This window comes from Pseudomonas sp. lyk4-R2A-8 (assembly GCF_030209095.1).
GTDB lineage: Bacteria > Pseudomonadota > Gammaproteobacteria > Pseudomonadales > Pseudomonadaceae > Aquipseudomonas > Aquipseudomonas quebecensis.
Genome location: NZ_JARVSS010000038.1, coordinates 1 through 19728 on the forward strand (window position 1 = coordinate 1; position 19728 = coordinate 19728).

A 19728-nucleotide genomic window follows, 5' to 3' on the forward strand; every position below is an offset into this window, starting at 1 on the left:
AGGGGTCGCCTCGGCGGGCCTTCCATAGCAACGGCGTGACCACGGTTTCGGTCGGCCCGTAGCCGTTGAACAGGTAGGTCGGTTTGAGCGCGCGCCAGGCCAGGTCATAGCTGGCCTGGGCCACTGCATCGCCGCCAAAGCAGTACACGCGTACATTCGGCGGGTTGCCGTCGCGCTCGGCATGCTCGGCCAGCTGTTGCAGGTACACCGGCGGGAACACCGCCATGGTCACGTGGTGGCGGTGCATCTGCTCGTAGGTGTACTCCGGCAACCATAGGCTGTCGTCGCGGATCAGCACGCTGGCGCCGTTGATCAGCGGGTGCATCCAGCCTTCGTGGGAGCCGTCGAAGGCGAACGACATAAAGTGCAGCTCGCAGTCGTCGGGGCCGGTTTCGTAGCGCTCGCCGGTGGCGATGATATGCGCCACCAACGGGCCGTGCGCCACCGCCACGCCCTTGGGCAGGCCGGTGGAGCCGGAGGTGTAGATCACGTAGGCCAGGTTGTCGCCGTCCAGTGCGACGTCTGGCGCGGTGGCGCGGTTGTCGGACCAGACCTGTGTCTGATCGATTGCAAGAACATGCAAGCCGTCCGGGATCGGCAAGCGTTGTTGCACCGACGAATGAGTCAGCAGCAACTGCGCACGGCTATCCTGCAGCATGTACAGCAGGCGGTCGCGCGGGTATTCGATATCCAGCGGCACATACACACCACCGGCTTTCATGACCGCCAGGAACGCCACCATGCTCTCGGCACTGCGCGGCATGGCGATGGCTACGCGCACTTCCGCGCCGACGCCACGGGCGATCAGGGCGTGGGCCAGGCGATTGGCCTGGCTGTCCAGCTCGCCATAGGTGAGGGTCTGCGTAGAGAATTTCACCGCCACGGCGCCGGGATTTTCCCGCGCACGATCGGCGAACAACTCATGCACCAGGCGTCGGGACGAGAAGCCGGAATCGGTGCGGTCCCACAACGCCAGGATCTGCTGCCGCTCGTGGGCGTCCAGCAGGTTCAATTGGCTCAGGCTTTGCTGCGGGTCGGCCACCATCGCCTGCAACAGATGCTGCCAGTGACGCGCCATGCGTTGCACGGTGCCGGCTTCAAACAGGTCCAGGGCATACCCCAAAGTGGCCCAAATGCCTTCGGTGGACTCCTGAATATCCAGGTCCAGGTCGAAATGCGCAGTCTTGCTTGCCCATTCAAGCCCTTCGACGCGCAGGTGCGGCAACTGGTGCTGCGCTTGAGCCTGACCCACATCGGTCTGGTGGTTGAACATGACCTGGAACAGCGGGTTATGGCTCAGGCTGCGCTCGGGCTGCAGTGCTTCTACCAGTTGTTCAAAGGGCAAGTCCTGATGGGCCTGGGCTTCAAGTGCCCGTTGCCGGGTCTGCTGCAGCAATTGTGTGACGCTCATCTGGCCATCAATGTCCGCCGTGAGCACCTGGGTGTTGACGAAGAAGCCGATCAGTCGCTCGGTCTCGCTGCGATTGCGGTTGGCAATCGGCACGCCGACGCGGATTTGCGCCTGGCCGCTGTAGCGGTGCAGCAAGGTCTGGAACGATGCCAGCAACAGCATGAACACGGTCACGCCTTGCTGCTGGGCCAGGGCCTTGAGGTCGCGGGTCAGCGTCGGCGCCAGTTCGAAGGCCAGGCGCGCACCACGGTGGCTCTGCACCGCCGGGCGTGGGTGGTCGAACGGCAACTCCAGCACGCTCTGCTCGCCGCCGAGCCTGTCGCGCCAGTACGCCAGTTGGCGGTCTTTCTCGCCCGCGTCCATCCAGTGACGCTGCCACACGGCGTAGTCGGCGTACTGGATCGGCAACGCCGGCAGTTGCGGGGTCTGGCCATGGCTGCAGGCGGCATACAATTGCACCAGTTCCTCGACCAGCACTTGCATTGACCAGCCATCGGAAACGATATGGTGCTGCACCAGCACCAGCACATGCTCATCCTCGGCCAAGCGCAGCAACGACACGCGCATCAACGGCCCTTGTTGCAGATCGAAGGGCTGCGCGATCTCGGCCTCGATCCAGGCCTTGAGCGCTTCCTCATCGACATCGGCACGGGCAATCTGCAGCGCCCTGCGCGGTTCAATCACTTGAACCGTACGCGCGTGCTCTTGGCGCAAATGGGTGCGCAGGCTTTCATGGCGCGCCAGCAGGGCGTCGAAGCTGCGTTGCAGCGCCGGCACATCCAACGTGCCTTTCAAACGCAGGGCGCTGGGGATGTGGTACGCCGCACTCTGCGGCTCCAACTGCCAGAGAAACCACTGGCGCTCCTGAGCATAGGACAGCGGCAACGGTTGGTCGCGTGGGGCCGCGACCAGCGGCGGTGCTGTTGATACAGCAGGGGCCTGCGCGTCGAGCGCGGCGACAAACCCCTCCAGGCGCGGCTGCTCGAACAGCGTCTTGAGCGGCACCTCCAGGTTCAGCTCGCTGCGAACGCGCGAGACCACCTGCATCGCCAGCAACGAATGCCCACCGGATTCGAAGAAGTGCTGGTTCAGGCCAATGCGCTCCATGCCCAGGATAGACGCCCAGATGGCTGCTACCTGCTGCTGCAGGGGCGTCACCGGCGCCTGCCACGCCGGCTGCATGGACGTCGCATCAGCCTTGGGCAGCGCCTGGCGGTCGAGCTTGCCGTTGGGGTTCAACGGCATGCGTTCGAGGAAGATCAGATGGGCCGGCACCATGTAATCCGGCAACTGATCGCGCAGGCTGGCCTTGAGCTGCTCGGCGACTTCAACCTGCTGCGCGGCAGATAAGGGCTGCGTCGGCACCAGGTACGCCACCAGTTGGTTATCGGCTGCCAGCAGCAACGCTTCGCGCACCGGGTCCTGCGCCAGCAGCAACGCTTCGATTTCACCCAGCTCGATGCGGAAGCCGCGGATTTTGACTTGATGATCGGCCCGCCCGACATACTCGATCACGCCATCGGCGCGGTAACGCGCCAGGTCGCCGGTGCGGTACAGACGCTCGCCCAGGCGGCTGAACGGGTCGGCGACAAAGCGCTCGGCGGTCAGGTCCGGCCGTTGCAGGTAAGCGCGGGCCAAGCCGCTGGCACTGGCGATATACAACTCGCCTACCGCGCCGATCGGCAACAGATTGAGGTTGCCGTCGAGCACATACAGGCCACGACCGCGCAACGCCCGGCCGATAGGGCTGGCGCTGTTGCCAATCACAACGTTGTCGGCGCTGCAGTCGAGGGTGCTTGAGACCACCGTGGCTTCGGTCGGCCCATAGGTATTGAGCAGGCGTACGGCCCCCAGCCCGGCCTGGCGCCACAGGGCCGGGCCGTCCAGCGGCATGGCTTCGCCGCCGATATGGACCTGGCGCAAGGCACCGTAAGAACGTGGCCCGGCCGCCAGGCAGTCGTGCAGGAATAACTTCCAATAAGCTGTCGGCAAGTCGGCCAGGGTAATGCCCTGGTCGATGATCTGGCGATACAGCTGCGCACCGTCCCACAGTTGCGGGCCGCGCAGCACCACGGTGGCGCCAAGGGTCAGGGCCGGGTACAGCTGCTCGACAAAACCGTCGAAGTTCAGGGTGGCGAACTGCAACACTCGGTCCTGCGGCACCAGGCGCGAATACTCGGCCGCGATACCGGCGAACTCACTGAGTGCCGCATGACTGATGGCCACGCCCTTGGGCTTGCCGGTGGAGCCCGAGGTATAGATCACGTACGCGAGGCTGTGGGGTTCGAACGTGACTGCGGGGTTGTGCTCGCCAAAGTGCGCCAATTGCGCCTCGGCCTGGTCGATATCCAGGGCGGTCACCCCGTGCGGCAGCGGCAGACGCTGACGCAGGTGCGAGTGAGTCAGCACCCTCTGTACGCCACTGTCCTGGAGCATATGCACCAGGCGCTCGCGGGGATAATCGGGGTCGAGCGGCACGTAGGCGCCGCCGGCCTTGAGCACCGCCAACAGGCTGACCACCATGGCCAACGAGCGCTCGACCGCGATCCCCACCAACACTTCCGGGCCAACGCCCTGGGCGATCAGATAGTGCGCCAATCGGTTGGCCTGGCGGTTCAGCTCGCCATAGCTGAGAGCCTGCTCGTCGAGGACCAGAGCCTGGCGTTCAGGCTGCCGGAAGGCCTGGGCCTCGAACAGATGATGCACGGCCTGCAAGCTGCCGACGGTGGCCGGGGCGTTCCAGTCCCGCAGCAGCACCTGGTGCTCGGCTGTGCCCAGCATCGGCAACGCACTCAGACGGTTGCCGGGCTCGTTCACCAGCGCCTCGAGCAGGTGTTGCCAGTGCTGCGCCAGGCGCTCGATAGTGGTTGCGTCGAACAGGTCAGTGGCATAGGTCAGCGCGGCCCAGATGCCTTCGGCGGACTCATGGGTGTCCAGGCTCAGGTCGAAATGGGTGGTGGGGCTGTCCCACTCCAGCTCAGTCACACGCAGGCCGGGTAACTGTTGGCCGCCGCGCCCGCCCTGGGCATCGGTCTGGTGGTTGAACATCACTTGGAACAGCGGGTTGTGACTCAAGCTGCGCTCGGGCTGCAACGCCACCACCAACTGTTCGAACGGCAGATCCTGGTGCGCCTGGGCTTGCAGGGCGCGTTGCTTGGTCTGCTGCAGCAGTTGCGTAAACGTCATCTGCCCGTCGAGGTCGGCCTTGAGCACCTGAGTATTGACGAAAAAGCCGATCAACCGCTCGGTTTCGACCCGATTGCGGTTGGCGGTCGGCACGCCGATGCGAATATCCGCCTGGCCGCTGTAGCGAAACAGCAGGGTCTGGAAGGACGCCAGCAACAGCATGAACAACGTCACGCCTTCTTGCTGCGCCAGGCGCTTGAGCGCTGTCACCCGCTGCGCACCGAGGTGGACCTGCAGGCCCGCGCCTCGATGGCTTTGCCGTGCCGGACGAGGATGATCCAGAGGCAGTTCCAGTACGGGTTGCTCGCCCCCCAGCAGCGCCTGCCAGTACGCCAGTTGCCGGGCTTTTTCACCCGCCTCCATCCACCGCCGCTGCCACAGTGCGTAATCGGCGTACTGGATCGGCAGCTCAGGCAATGCCAGGTCCTGGCCCTGGCTGTAAGCGGCATATAGCTGCACCAGTTCCTCGACCATCACCTGCATCGACCAGCCGTCGGAAACGATATGGTGCTGCACCAGCACCAGCACATGCTCATCCGCCGCCAGTTGCAGCAGGCTGACGCGTAGCAGCGGGCCCTGCTGCAGATCGAAGGGCCGCGCGACGTCCTCGGCAACCCTTGCCATCAGGGTTTGTTCGCTGACACTGTCGCACTGGATGTAAATGCGCGCCTCGGGCGCTGCGGTCTGCAGCAGGTGCTCGCCGTCCTGAACCAGATGCGTGCGCAGGCTTTCATGTCGGGCCAACAGCGTATCGAAACTGCGTTGCAGGGCTGGCAGGTCCAGGTGCCCCTGCAAGCGCAGGGCACCTGGGATGTGATAAGTGCTGTTGTGCGGGTCCAGTTGCCACAGGAACCACTGACGTTCCTGGGCATAAGACAGCGGCAGGTATTGGCCGGCCTCGCGAACCGCGGCTATCGGCAGTTGGGCAAAGCTCATGCCGCGACTTTGCAGGCGCTGATAAAACTGCTGGCGCTGTTCCAGCGGCAGGCGAAGAAAGCGCGAGACCAGATCGATATTAGGGTTGGAAAGCATGGGTCAAATCGCCTCTAGTTCGCTCAAGAAGTCACGAAGGTCGTCAAAATCTTCCGCGCTGCCGGCACGGAAGGTGGCTGCGGCCTGGACATAGGCACGCAGGGTTTCGGTCTGGAACACTTCCACCAGCGGCACGTCCAGGCCCAGCTCGGCCTGCACCCGCGAGGTGATCTGGATTGCCAGCAGCGAATGCCCGCCCACCTCGAAGAAGTTGTCGTTGAGTCCCACCTGGGGCAGGTGCAGCACCTGGGCCCAGATCGCGGCGATCTGCTGCTCCAGTTCGGTTTCGGGGGCTACGTAGGCCTGTTGCATCAGGCTCACGTCCGGCTCCGGCAGGCCCTTGCGGTCGAGCTTGCCGTTGGGGGTCAGGGGCATCTGCGCCAGGAACATAAAGTGCGTGGGCACCATGTAATCCGGCAGGCGCGCTTTCAGGGCGCGGCGCAGGGTGTCGCGCAATGCGCTGTCGTCGGTGGCACGGGTCGGCACCACATAGGCCACCAGTTGTTTACCGGACGGGCCGTCGTGGGCCACCACCACGGTTTCGCCGACGCTGTCCTGTTCGCGCAGGCGCGCTTCGATCTCGCCCAGCTCGATACGGAAGCCCCGGATTTTCACCTGATGATCAACGCGACCCAGATAATCCACCACGCCATCCGGGCGGCCACGGGTCAGGTCGCCGCTGCGGTATACGCGGCTGCCGGGCTTGCCGAACGGGTCCGGCACAAAGCGTTCGGCGGTCAGCGCCGGGCGGTCCAGATAACCGCGCGCCACGCCCTCGCCGCCCAGGTACAGCTCGCCGGCCACGCCGATCGGTTGCAGGTTGAGTTGCGCGTCCAGGACGTAGCCGCTGCGGTTGCCCAGCAACGTGCCGATCGGCGCATACACCGCGCCGCAGGGGTCGCCTCGGCGGGCCTTCCATAGCAACGGCGTGACCACGGTTTCGGTCGGGCCGTAGCCGTTGAACAGGTAGGTCGGTTTGAGCGCGCGCCAGGCCAGGTCATAGCTGGCCTGGGCCACCGCATCGCCGCCAAAGCAGTACACGCGTACATTCGGCGGGTTGCCGTCGCGCTCGGCATGCTCGGCCAGCTGTTGCAGGTACACCGGCGGGAACACCGCCATGGTCACGTGGTGGCGGTGCATCTGCTCGTAGGTGTACTCCGGCAACCAAAGGCTGTCGTCGCGGATCAGCACGCTGGCGCCGTTGATCAGCGGGTGCATCCAGCCTTCGTGGGAGCCGTCGAAAGCGAACGACATAAAGTGCAGCTCGCAGTCGTTGGGGCCGGTTTCGTAGCGCTCGCCGGTGGCGATGATATGCGCCACCAACGGGCCGTGCGCCACCGCCACGCCTTTGGGCAGGCCGGTGGAGCCGGAGGTGTAGATCACGTAGGCCAGGTTGTCGCCGTCCAGTGCGACGTCTGGCGCGGTGGCGCGTTGATCGGCCCAGGCGTCGGTATGGTCGATAGCCAGTGTTTGCAAACCCTCGACCATCGGCAACTGCGGCAACGCGCTGCTGTGAGTCAGCAGCAACTGCGCACGGCTATCCTGGAGCATGTACAGCAGGCGGTCGCGCGGGTATTCGATATCCAGCGGCACATACACACCACCGGCTTTCATGACCGCCAGGAACGCCACCATGCTCTCGGCACTGCGCGGCATGGCGATGGCTACGCGCACTTCCGCGCCGACGCCACGGGCGATCAGGGCGTGGGCCAGGCGATTGGCCTGGCTGTCCAGCTCGCCATAGGTGAGGGTCTGCGTAGCGAATTTCACCGCCACGGCGCCGGGATTTTCCCGCGCACGATCGGCGAACAACTCATGCACCAGGCGCCGGGACGAGAAACCGGAATCGGTGCGGTCCCACAACGCCAGGATCTGCTGCCGCTCGCTGGCGTCCAGCAGGTTCAATTGGCTCAGGCTTTGCTGCGGGTCGGCCACCATCGCTTGCAACAGATTCAGCCAGTGGCTGGCCATGCGCTCAATGGTTGCAGGGGCAAACAGGTCAGTCGCGTAGCTCAGGGAAGCACGCAGCAGGGTCGAACTTTCTTCCACGTCCAGCGCCAGGTCGAACTGGGCCACGTGTTCGTCCCAGCTCAGTACGTCGACCTCCAATTCGGTGAGGCGCTGCAGATGGCGCTCGGCAGCGCTCATGCGGTGGTTGAACATCACTTGGAACAGCGGGCTGAGGCTCATGCTGCGTTCAGGCTGCAAGGCTTCCACCAGTTGCTCGAACGGCAGGTCCTGATGGGCCTGAGCTTCCAGGGAACGCTGACGAGTCTGTTGCAACAGCTGCGCCACGCTCATTTGCCCATGGACATCGGCCTTGAGCACCTGGGTATTGACGAAAAAGCCGATCAGCCCTTCGGTTTCCAGGCGATTGCGGTTGGCAATCGGCACGCCGATGCGCACATCTTCCTGGCCACTGTAACGGTGCAGCAAGGCTTGGTAGGACGCCAGCAACACCATCGGCAAGGTCGCTGCACTGCGTTGCGCGAGGCTGCGCAGGCCCGCCAGCAGCGGGCCCGACAGCGCAACGCTCAGGCGCGCGCCGCGATGGCTTGGCAGCGCCGGGCGCTGATAGTCAAACGGCAACTCCAGCACCGGCTGCACGCCGCCCAACTGCTCGCGCCAGTACGCCAGTTGGCGGTCTTTCTCGCCTGCGTCCATCCAGCCGCGCTGCCACACGGCGTAATCTGCGTACTGGATCGGCAATGCCGGCAACTGCGCGGTATGGCCCTGGCTGAAGGTGGCATACAGCTGAACGAGCTCCTCGACCAGCAGTTGCATCGACCAGCCATCGGAGACGATATGGTGCTGCACCAGCACCAGCACATGCTCCTGCGCCGCCAGGCGCAGCAATTGCACGCGCAGCAGCGGCCCACGCAGCAGGTCGAACGGCCGTGCGACGGTCTCGGCGACCCGTGCCGTGAGCGCGGCTTCATCGATATCGACCCGCTCGATTTCAATCCGCACCCGCGCCTCGATTACTTGCACAGTGCCGGCGGCGTCCTGGTGTATATGGGTGCGCAGGCTTTCATGCCGCGCCAGCAAGGCGTCGAAACTGCGTTGCAGCGCAGCCAGGTCCAGCGCGCCTTTCAAACGCAAGGCACTGGGGATGTGGTACGCCGCGCTTTGCGGATCCAGTTGCCAAAGGAACCACTGGCGTTCCTGGGCGTAGGACAGCGGTAATGGCTGCTGGCGGTCGGCGGGCAGCAACGCCGGAGCGCGTACGCCCTCCTCGCCCAGTGCATTTACGAAGTCACTCAGCACGGGCTGTTCGAACAGCCGCTTGAGCGCCACTTCCACCCCCAGCGCCTGACGCACCCGCGAGACCACGCGAGTGGCCAGTAATGAGTGCCCACCCGATTCGAAGAAGTGATCGTCCAGGCTCACCCGAGGCAGTTCCAGCACCTCAGCCCAGATCGCCGCGATTGTCTGCTGGCGTGCGGTCACCGGTGCGACGTAGGCACCGCCCGACAGACCGGCGTCAGCCTTGGGCAGCGCTTTGCGGTCGAGCTTGCCGTTGGGGGTCAGAGGCAGGCTGTCGAGGAAGACCAGGTGCGCGGGCACCATGTAGTCCGGCAAACGCGTGCGCAACGCTGCCTTATAAACCTCGGCCGGCTGCGGCGTCGCCGTCACCAGATAAGCGATCAGACGGTCGTTATCGGCCAGCACCACGGCCTCGCGCACGGCCTCGAGATCGCGCAGGCACGCTTCGATTTCACCGAGTTCGATACGGAAGCCCCGCACCTTGACCTGATGATCGACCCGGCCGATATACGCCACCACGCCGTCGGCGCGATAGCGCGCCAGATCGCCGGTGCGATACAGGCGTTCGCCCGGCGCACCATAGGGGTTGGGCACAAAGCGTTCAGCCGTCAGCGCCGGCCGCGCATGGTAACCGCGTGCCAGGCCCGCCCCGCCGATCAGCAGTTCGCCAGGGGCACCGACCGGGTTGGGCGACAGCCCGGCATTGAGGATGAACAGCTGGGTGTTGGCGATGGGCCGTCCAATAAACGGCTGCGCCTGCAGCAGGCGATGCGCCGCCGACCAGATGGTGGTTTCGGTGGGGCCATACAGGTTCCACACCGGGCCCTGCAGGTCGAGCAGGCGCTGGGCCAGATCGGCCGACAACGCTTCACCGCCGCACAGGCTCTTGATGCCGCGCAGCAGAGGCGCGCGCGGGCTTTCCAGCAACATGCGCCACGTCGATGGCGTGGCTTGCAGCACGTTGGCGCGCTGGGAGTGCGCCAGGTCGAGGATCGCCTCGGGATCGAGCGCCAGGGCCTGTTCGCCCAACAGCAGCGTGGCGCCGACGCTCAACGGCACGTACAGCTCCAGGGCAAAAATGTCGAACGAGAACGTGGTCAGCGACAGCATTCGCGCGTCGGCCGCAATTTCCAGCGTGCCGGCCATGCCGCAGGTAAAACTGCACAGGGCCTCGTGTCGCACCATCACGCCCTTGGGCTTGCCGGTGGAGCCCGAGGTGTAGATCACGTAGGCCAGGTGTTGCGGTGTGACGTGAACCGTCGGGTTGTGTTCGGCACCGCCGGCGTCGTCGACCAGCACCACCTGCAGGCCCTGGGATTGCGCCAGGCGATCGTGCAAGTGCGCCTGGGTCAACAACACCCGGGCGTGGCTGTCTTGCAGCATAAAGGCCAGGCGTTGCGCCGGGAATTGCGGGTCCAGCGGCACATAGGCGCCACCGGCCTTGAGGGTCGCCAGCAGGCTGACCACCATCTCCGCGCAGCGCTCCACATGCACCGCCACCAGCACGTCCGGGCCGACGCCGGCGGCGATCAGGCGATGGGCCAGGCGGTTGGCGCGACGATTGAGTTCACCGTAGCTCAGTGCCTCGTCATTGAACTGCAGCGCGATGGCCGCCGGCTGTGCCTGGGCCTTGGCTTCGAACAACTGATGCACACACTGCGTCCGTGGGTAGTCGACCGCGCTGTGATTCCAGTCCTCGATGCTCTGCTGCCATTGAGGCGCGCTGAGTATCGCCAGGTCGTCCACGGCCTGGGAGACATCGCGCACGACCGCGCGCAGCAGGTTCTGCCAATGTTCGGCCAGGCGCTCGATGGTGGCCGCGTCGAACAGATCGGTGGCGTACGTGAGCGACGCCCAGAGCCCGGCAGCCGACTCCTCGGTTTCCAGGTTCAGGTCGAACTGGGTCGTGTGACCGGCCCAGTCCAACGGCTGCAGTTCCAGGCCGGGCAACTGCGGCGGGCCGGCGCGCAGGCTGTCCTGATGATTGAACATCACCTGGAACAGCGGGTTGTGGCTCAGGCTGCGCTGCGGTTGCAGGGCCTCCACCAGTTGCTCGAACGGCAGATCCTGATGGGCCTGGGCTTCCAGCGCGCGCTGCTTGACCTGGGCCAGCAACCGGTCGAACCCCATCTGCCCCTGCACCTGGGCCTGCAACACCTGGGTGTTGACGAAGAAGCCGATCAGACGCTCGGTTTCCAGGCGATTGCGGTTGGCGATCGGCACGCCCACGCGAATCTCGGATTGGCCGCTGTAGCGGTGCATCAACGCCTGGAACGCGGCCAGCAACAGCACAAACAGAGTAACGTCCTGACGCTGTGCGAGGGCCTTGAGATCGGCCACCAGCGCGCGGTCGAGCGGCACCTGTCGCCGAGCGCCGCGATGGCTCTGCACCGCCGGGCGCGGATGGTCCAGCGGCAGTTCCAGCAGCGCGTGTTCGCTGCCCAGGCGGCGGCACCAGTAATCGAGTTGACGTTGCTTTTCGCCGGCCGCCATCCAGTCGCGTTGCCACGCGGCGTAGTCGGCATACTGAAGCGGCAGCGCCGGTAATAGGGCCTGGCCCTGATACAACGCGAGCAGTTCGTCGACCATCACCTGCATCGACCAGCCATCGGAAATGATGTGGTGTTGGGTGATTACCAGCACGTGGTGATCGGGGTCGACTTGCAGCAGTTTGACGCGCATCAACGGACCATCGACCAGGTCAAAGGGCCGTTGAATTTCCTGCGCGACGCTGTGTGCGAGCGACGCCGGCGCAACGCGCTGGTGTTCGACTGCAACCCCAGCCTGCGGGTGGATGACTTGCCACACCTGCTCGCCCGCCTCCCGAAACGTCGTGCGCAACGGTTCATGCCGCTGCACCAGGGCCAGGCACGCGCGCTCCAGCGCCGGAGTATCCAGCTGGCCACGCAGGTGCAGGGCCATCGGCACATGGTAGGCTGCGCTGGTCGGGTCCAGTTGCCACAGGAACCATTGCCGCTCCTGGGCATAGGACAGCGCCAGCGGCCGCTCACGCGACACCGCAACCATCGGCGGCGCGGTATCGGCCTGCACGCCCGCGCACGCCACGGCAAACGCTTCCAGCGTCGGCTGTTCGAACAGCACGCGCAGCGGTACTTCCAGCTTAAGGTCATGGCGCACCCGGGAAATCACCTGGGTGGCCAGCAAGGAGTGCCCGCCGCGCTCGAAGAAATGGTCATCCAACCCCACCGCCTCGACCTGCAGCACTGCCTGCCAGATCGCGGCCAGTTGCATCTGCAGCGCGGTCTGCGCGGCGCGATAGGCCTGGCGCGATGGGCTCAGGTCCGGGGCCGGCAACGCGCGGCGATCGAGTTTGCCGCTGGGGTTCAGGGGCAGCGCGTCGAGCACTACCCAATGCGCCGGCACCATGTAGTCCGGCAGCGACCGTTGCAGGATCGTCGCCAGGGCCTGGGTATCCAGCGCCTGCGCCAGGGCGGGCACCACATAGGCGACCAACTGCGCACCGGTCGCGCTCGGCCGGGCGATCACGGCGGCCTCGCGCACCTGCGGCAGGGCCTGCAGGTGAGCTTCGATCTCGCCCATTTCGATCCGGAAACCGCGCACTTTGACTTGATGGTCGATACGCCCCACATACTCCAGGTCACCCGCTGCGTTGCGGCGGGCCAGGTCTGCGCTGCGGTAGAGCCGCGCGCCCGGCGTGCTGGAAAACGGGTCCGGAAGGAAGCGCTCGGCGGTCAGCGCCGGGCGGTCGAAGTAGCCCTGGGCCAGGCCGGCTTCGGCGCCGATGCACAGCTCGCCGACGCCTTCACCGCCGAGCAGGTCGAAGGCACTGTCGAGCACATACAGTGCGCGCCCTTCGGTGGCGCGGCCAATCGGCACGCCGTACGCTTCGTTGGCATCCGCAAGGTGGCAGGTGTGCACGCTGGACACCACCGTGGCCTCGGTCGGCCCGTAGGTATTAACCAGGCGCACCTGCCCCAGTCCGGCGGCGTGCCAGGCGCGCAGCCCTTCCACCGACATCGCCTCGCCGCCCACATGCACCTGGCGCAGCTTACCCAGCGTGCGGCCATCCATGGCGCACTCCTTGGCCAACAAGTACCAGTATGCTGCGGGCAGGTCGGCCAGGGTCACGTCCTGCTCGACGATTTCCCGCGCCAGTTGTCCGGCATCCCACAACTCATCACCACGCATGATCAGCGCCGCGCCCCTGCACAGCGGCGGGTAGCACTGCTCGACAAACCCGTCGAAGCTGAACGTGGCGAACTGCAGCACACGATCATCGCGACGCAACTGGCTGTAGACCGAGGCGCTGTCGCAGAACTGGCCGAGGGCGGCATGATCGATGGCCACGCCCTTGGGTTGGCCGGTGGAACCGGAGGTGTAGATCACATAGGCCAGGTCGGCGGCAGCGGCATGGTTGGGCGGATTGACCGCCGGGTAACCCGCCAGCTCCGCCCCTTCGGCGCTGAAGTCCAGGCGGGTCAGGCCCTGGGGCAGCGGCAGGTCGGCCAGCAGCCCGGTTTCGCTGAGCAGCAGGTTCAAGCGACTGTCGGCCAGCATATAGGCCAGGCGTTCGGCGGGGTATTTGGGGTCCAGCGGCACGTAGGCCGCGCCGCTCTTGAGCACAGCCAGCAGGCTGACGATCAGTTGCGGACCCCGGCGGCACGCCAGGCCCACGCGCTGGCCAGGGCCGACGCCAAGCGCCAGCAGACGATGGGCCAGGCGGTTGGCCCGCGCGTTGAGTTGTGCGTAGCTCAACCGCACATCGCCCGCCTGCACTGCCAGTGCGTCAGGGGTGCTGGCGGCCTGGACGGCGATGCGTTCGTGCACGCGCGCGCTGCACTGCGCGGCGGCAGGCGATCGGCTGCAGGCGAGCAGTTCGCGCCGGGTGTCGGGCGCCAGCAGGTGCAGGCTGCCCAACGGTGCCCGGGCATCGGCGAGCAGTTGCACCAGCAGGTGCCGCAGGTTGGCGCCGAGTCGGCTGACTTGCTCGGCACTGAAACGCGCGCGGTCGTAGCTGAACTCCAGACGCAGGCTCGCGCCCAGCTCGATGCCCAGGGTCAGCGGGTAATGGGTCCGCTCGTGGTTATGCAACGGGCCGAAAGTCAGCCCGGCGGGCGCACCCTGCTTGAGGGCGTCGGCTACCGGGAAGTTTTCGAACACCAGCAGCGTGTCGAACAGCGCGCCCTGCTGGCCGGCCCAGCCTTGAATGTCATAGAGCGGTACGTGTTCGTGATCGCGCAGGCTCAAGTTGAGGGTTTGCAACTCGCTGAGCCAATCGGCGGCCGACTGTGCCGGCGACGCCGCGCTGACCATCGGCAACGTATTGATAAACAGGCCCAACTGCTGCTCGATCCCCGGCAACGGCGCCGAGCGCCCGGCGACCGTGGCGCCGAAGGCGACGCAGGCCTGGCCGGTATAGCGCTGCAACAGCAAGGCCCAAGCCCCCTGCAGCAGGGTATTGAGGGTGATTTTATGAGTGCGGGCGAACTCGCCGAGGGCGCGGGTGAAGTCGGCGTCCAGCACCATGGGGTAATCGGCCATGCCGCTGCCGTTGACGGGCACACGCAGCGCATCGGCCAGCAGAGTCGGCGCCTCAAGAGGTGCCAAGGCCGCTTTCCAGAACGCTTCGCCGCTGGGTTGTTGCTGCAGCCAGCCGAGGTAAGCGCGGAACTGCCCCATCGGCGCAGGCACTGCATGGCCGGCATAGTGAGCGATCACTTCGGCGAGCAATTGGGCGTTACTCCAGCCATCCATCAGGATGTGGTGACTGGTGAAAATCAGGTGCCACGCATTGCCGGCGCCGCGCACCAGCATCAGGCGAAACAGCGGCGCCGCGTCGAGGGCAAAGCCCCTGTCGCGTTCAGCATCGGCCAATGCATCCAGGTCGGCGCCCGTGTCTTCGATTACCTGCAACTGCAGGTCGACCTGACGCTGGATCAGTTGATGAGCACTGTCCAGGCCCAGCCAGTGAAAGCTGCTGCGCAGGATGTCATGGCGGTCCAGAGCGGCCTGCCAGGCGCGCCCGAAGGCCAGCAGGTCCAGGCCTTGGATATCCAGGCGCAATTGGTTGATGTAGGCCTGGGCCTGGGGCTCGTACAAGGTATGGAACAGCATGCCCTGCTGCATCGGCGACAGCGGGTAGAGATCGGCAATCTGCGGCCCCGCCACGGGCAACGCCTCCAGTTGCGCCTGGCTCAGGCGCGCCAGTGGGAAGTCGGACGGCGTGACCTGCCCGGCCGGCGTGGCACAGCATTGTTCGATCACGGCCTTGAGTTCGACGGCATACTCGTCCGCCAGACGCTGGATGGTCGCCACGTCGTACATGTCGCTGCTGAAGCCCCAGCGCAACGCCAACTCACCGCCGTACACCTGCCCTTCCACGGTCAGCCAGTTGGCCAGCGGGGCCTCGGGGTCCTGGGCCTGACCGCCGCCCTGCGTCGAAGGGACGAACAGCGCCGACGCATCGAACTGGCGGTCGAATTGGCCCAGGTAGTTGAACGTGATTCGCGGCGCGACCTGGCTCGCCAGGCTTTGGCGCGCGGCCGGGGTGCCGAGGTAGCGCAGCAGGCCGTAGCCGATGCCTTTGTGCGGCACGGCGCGCAGTTGCTCCTTGACTGCCTTGATGGCGCTCGACAACTCGCCGCCGGCCTGCAGGCGCAGTGGGAACAGACTGGTGAACCAACCGACGGTGCGGCTCAGGTCGAGATCGTCGAACAGGTCTTCGCGGCCATGACCTTCCAATTGGATCAGCGCCGCAGGCTGCTGGCTCCAGCGGCTGATGACCCGCGCCAGGGCGGTCAGCAACAGGTCGTTGACCTGGGTGCGATAGGCCGCCGGGGCATCCTGCAGGAGTCGCCGGGTGTGCTCGGCGTCGAGACGGATTTCGAGGGTGCGGCCCAGGCGGTTCTGCAGGCCGCCATGAGGGTTGTCGCAGGGCAGATCCGCCGCCATGGTCTGCGCCTGCCAGTACGGCAGTTGCGCTTCGAGGGTCAGTGCATGGGCCTGCAATTGCTGCGCCCAGCGTTGGTAGGCGCTGGTCTTGGCCGGCAGTGCGGCGTGGCGATAAGCCTGTTGCAGATCCTCCAGCAGCACGCGCCAGGACACGCCATCGACCACCAGGTGATGGACCACCAGCAACAGCCGCTGCGTACCATCTGCCAGCGTCGCCAAGGTGGCGCGCAGCAAAGGGCCGTGTTCCAGCTCCAGGCTGCGCTGGGCTTCATCGCACACGGCGGCCAGTTCGCTGTCGTCGGCGACCTGGGTTTGCCATAGCGCCGCATCAGTGACCGGCGCGGCATGCCATTGCAGCCACTGGCCGTCCCGCTCGACGAAGCGCAGGCGCAAGGCATCGTGGTGATTGATCAACTGGGTCAGGGCCGCTTCCAGGCGTGCCGGTGCCAAGGCTTCCCGTGGGGTCAGCAGCAGCGATTGGTTCCAGTGATGACGCGCCGGGATCGCCTGCTCGAAGAAGCCGGCCTGCACTGGGGTAACGATCACGTCGCCGCTGACAGGCCCTTGGTCGATCAGCGCCAATTGCTCAAAGCTCGCCACGCGCGCGAGACTGCGCACGCTCTGGTATTGGAACAGGTCGCGCGGGCTGAGGCGGATGCCGGCCTGACGGGCGCGGCTGACCACCTGAATGGAGATGATCGAATCGCCGCCCAGTTCGAAAAAGTTATCGTCCAGGCCGACCTGGGGCACGCCGAGCACGTCGCTCCAGATTGCCGCCAGCGCCTGTTGCAGAGGGTTTTCCGGCGCGCTGTAGACCTGCTGCGGCGCAGCATCCGGCTGCGGCAAGGCTTTGCGGTCGAGCTTGCCGTTCGCGGTCACCGGCAGCTTGTCCAGGTGTACCCAGTGGGTCGGCACCATGTACTCCGGCAGGCTGTTGAGCAACCAGTCCTTAAGATCGTCCGGCGCGTCGCCTTGGAGAACCAGATAGGCCACCAATTGCTTGCCGCCCTGCACCAGCACCACGGCTTCACGCACCGATGGGTGCTGCAACAGGCGCGTTTCGATTTCCCCCAGTTCGATCCGCAGGCCGCGCAGCTTGACCTGATGGTCGAGACGCCCCAGGTATTCGATCACCCCGGTGGCACGCTGGCGCACGCGGTCGCCGGTGCGGTACAGACGCGTGCCGTCGCCGAACGGGCTGGGCACAAAGCGCTCGGCGGTCAGCGCCGCACGGCGATGGTAACTGCGGGCCAGGCCGGTGCCGCCCAGGTACAGCTCGCCGGACACGCCGGCGGGCACCGGGTTGAGTTGGGCGTCGAGCACATAGGTGCCGAGATTGGCGATGGGACGGCCGATGGGCACGCAGTCGGCGCCTTCATCGACGCAGGTCCAATGGGTCACGTCGATGGCGGCTTCGGTCGGGCCGTAGAGGTTGTACAGATTGGCCGCCGGCAGCTTGGCGAACACCTGTTGCTGCGCCTCCAGCGGCAAGGCTTCGCCGCTGCACACGATGCGCTTGAGGCTCGCGCAGGCCTGCACGCCCGGCTCGTGGATAAACGCCTGCAGCATCGACGGCACGAAGTGCACCGTGGTGATGGCGTGACGGCCGATGGTTTCGATCAAGCGCGCCGGTTCGCGGTGCTCGCCAGGAGCCGCGACCACCAGGCGCGCGCCGGTCATCAGCGGCCAGAAGAACTCCCACACCGACACGTCAAAACTGAACGGGGTTTTCTGCAGGACCGCGTCACTCCCATCCAGCCCGTAGGCTTGCTGCATCCAGCACAGACGGTTGACCAACGCGCGATGGCTGTTACCGGCCCCCTTGGGTTTGCCGGTGGAGCCGGAGGTGTAGATCACGTAGGCCAGGTTCAGCGCGTGCACGCTCACTTCGGGCGATGCGCTGCTGTAGCCCTCCAGCCACTCGGCAGGCTGATCGAGGGCAATCGCCCGGATACCCGCAGTGGGCAACGATGGCAGCAGGCTCTGCTGGGTAAGCAGCAGTTGGACGCCGCTGTCTTCAAGCATGTAGGCCAGGCGCTCCTGGGGGTATTCGGGGTCGAGCGGCACGTAGGCGCCGCCCGCCTTGAGAATCGCCAGCAGGCCGATGACCATTTCCATCGAGCGCTCGACGCAGATCCCCACCAGCACATCGGGACCGACGCCCTGCTCGACCAGCGCGTGGGCCAACTGGTTGGCGCGGCCATCGAGCTGGGCATAGCTCAGGGTGGTATCGCCGAACTGCAAGGCCGGGGCATCAGGGGTGGCGCGTACTTGATCTTCGATCAGGTGGTGGATGCCGCGCTCGGTGGGATAGGTTTGCGCGGTCTGGTTCCAGGTGTGGATCACGCGTTGGAGTTCGTCGGCGTCCAGCATCGGCAACTCGCCGATACGCTGCTCGCCATCGCCCACCATGGCGTGCAGCAGGCTGATCCAGTGGCGGGCCATGCGCTCGATGGACGGCGCGTCGAACAGGTCGTTGGCGTAGGTCAGCGCGGCGTGCAGGGTGCCGGATTTTTCATAGGTGTCCAGGGTCAGGTCGAACTGGGTGGTACGGCCTTGCCATTCCACCAGGGCCAGCTCCAGGCCCGAGGCAGTGCTGACCGAAGCGATGTCGGCCACCACCGGTTGGTGGTTGTACATCACCTGGAACAGCGGCGTATGGCTCAGGCTGCGTTCGACGTGCAGCGCTTCCACCAGGCGTTCGAAGGGCAATTCCTGGTGGGCCTGGGCGCCGAGGGCATGTTCCTTGATGGCTTGCAGCAGTTCGGCGACGCGGGTTTGCCCGGTCAATTCGGTGCGCAGTACCTGGGTGTTGACGAAGAAGCCGATCAGCCCTTCGACTTCCGTGCGGTTGCGGTTGGCGATCGGCACGCCGACGCGGATATCGCCCTGGCCGCTGTAGCGATGCAACAGCACGTTGAACGCACCGAGCAGCAGCATGAACAGGGTCACGTTGTGCTGTTGAGCGCAGCGACGCAATTGCGCGGCAAGGTCCGCATCAATCGCGAAGTGATGGCGAGTGCCCTGATAGCTGGGCATGGCCGGGCGCGGACGGTCGGTGGGCAGTTCCAGCACCGGGTGCTCATCCCCCAGGCGCGCCTGCCAGTAATCCAGTTGCCGCGCCTGCTCCCCCGCTTCCAGCCAGCGGCGCTGCCACAGGGCGTAGTCGCTGTATTGGATCGGCAGCGGCGGCAGTCGGGGTGTTTCGTTGCGTTCGTAGGCGTCATAGCTGCGGATGAATTCGTCGATCAGCACGTTCATCGACCAACCGTCGGAGACGATATGGTGCAGGGTGAGCAGCAGCACATGCTCCCGCTCGGCGAGCTTCAGCAGTTGCACGCGCAGCAGCGGACCGTGTTCCAGATCGAACGGTAACAGCGACTGGCGCACCGCCGCGGCGCCCACCGCCTGCTCCCGCTCGGCCAGCGGCAGGTCGCTCAGGTCGAGCTGCTCCACCGCCACCGAGGGCTCGATGCCCACCTGCGACAAGCGTTCATCAGCCTGGCGCTGAAACACCGTGCGCAGGGTTTCGTGGCGCTCGACCAGACTGGCGAACGCCTGTTCCATGGCCCGCAGGCTCAAGGCCCCCGTGAGCCGCACCGCGCCCGGCAGGTTGTACGCGCCACTGGTCGGGTCCAATTGCCAAAGAAACCACATGCGCTGCTGCGCGTAGGACAACGCCTGGCGATCTTCCGCCTGCACCCCGGCCGGAATCGGAAACCGCGAAAACTCCACGCCTTCTGTCTGTAAGGCCTGCAGGAACCTCTGGCGTTTTTCCAGGGGCAACCCGATAAACCGGCGAGCAAGTTTCAAGGAGTCTTCAGCATTCATTTCTTGGGATCCGGAGCAATAGGCAGGAAGCACAAAGGCACGTCGTCCCTATAAAACGAATCGCGAAA

The 19728-nt window shown here is 65.7% G+C and carries 2 protein-coding genes; both read right to left on the bottom strand.

The genetic code is table 11. The features are described from left to right. Window positions 1-5629, bottom strand: a 5629-nt coding sequence (locus QRN10_RS24200) for a non-ribosomal peptide synthetase (protein WP_285429330.1), incomplete at its 3' end; no start/stop codon positions are given. A gap of 3 nt (window positions 5630-5632) precedes the next feature. Next, the gene (locus QRN10_RS24205) at window positions 5633-19660 is read right to left on the bottom strand and encodes a non-ribosomal peptide synthase/polyketide synthase (RefSeq protein ID WP_285429331.1); all 14028 of its coding nucleotides are present in this window, start codon (window positions 19658-19660) and stop codon (window positions 5633-5635) included. Window positions 19661-19728: the final 68 nt, after the last annotated feature.

What these genes read in the sequence shown, in the direction of transcription:
- QRN10_RS24205 (WP_285429331.1), bottom strand. Translation starts at nt 19,660, where the DNA reads ATGAATGCTGAAGACTCCTTGAAACTTGCTCGCCGGTTTATCGGGTTG.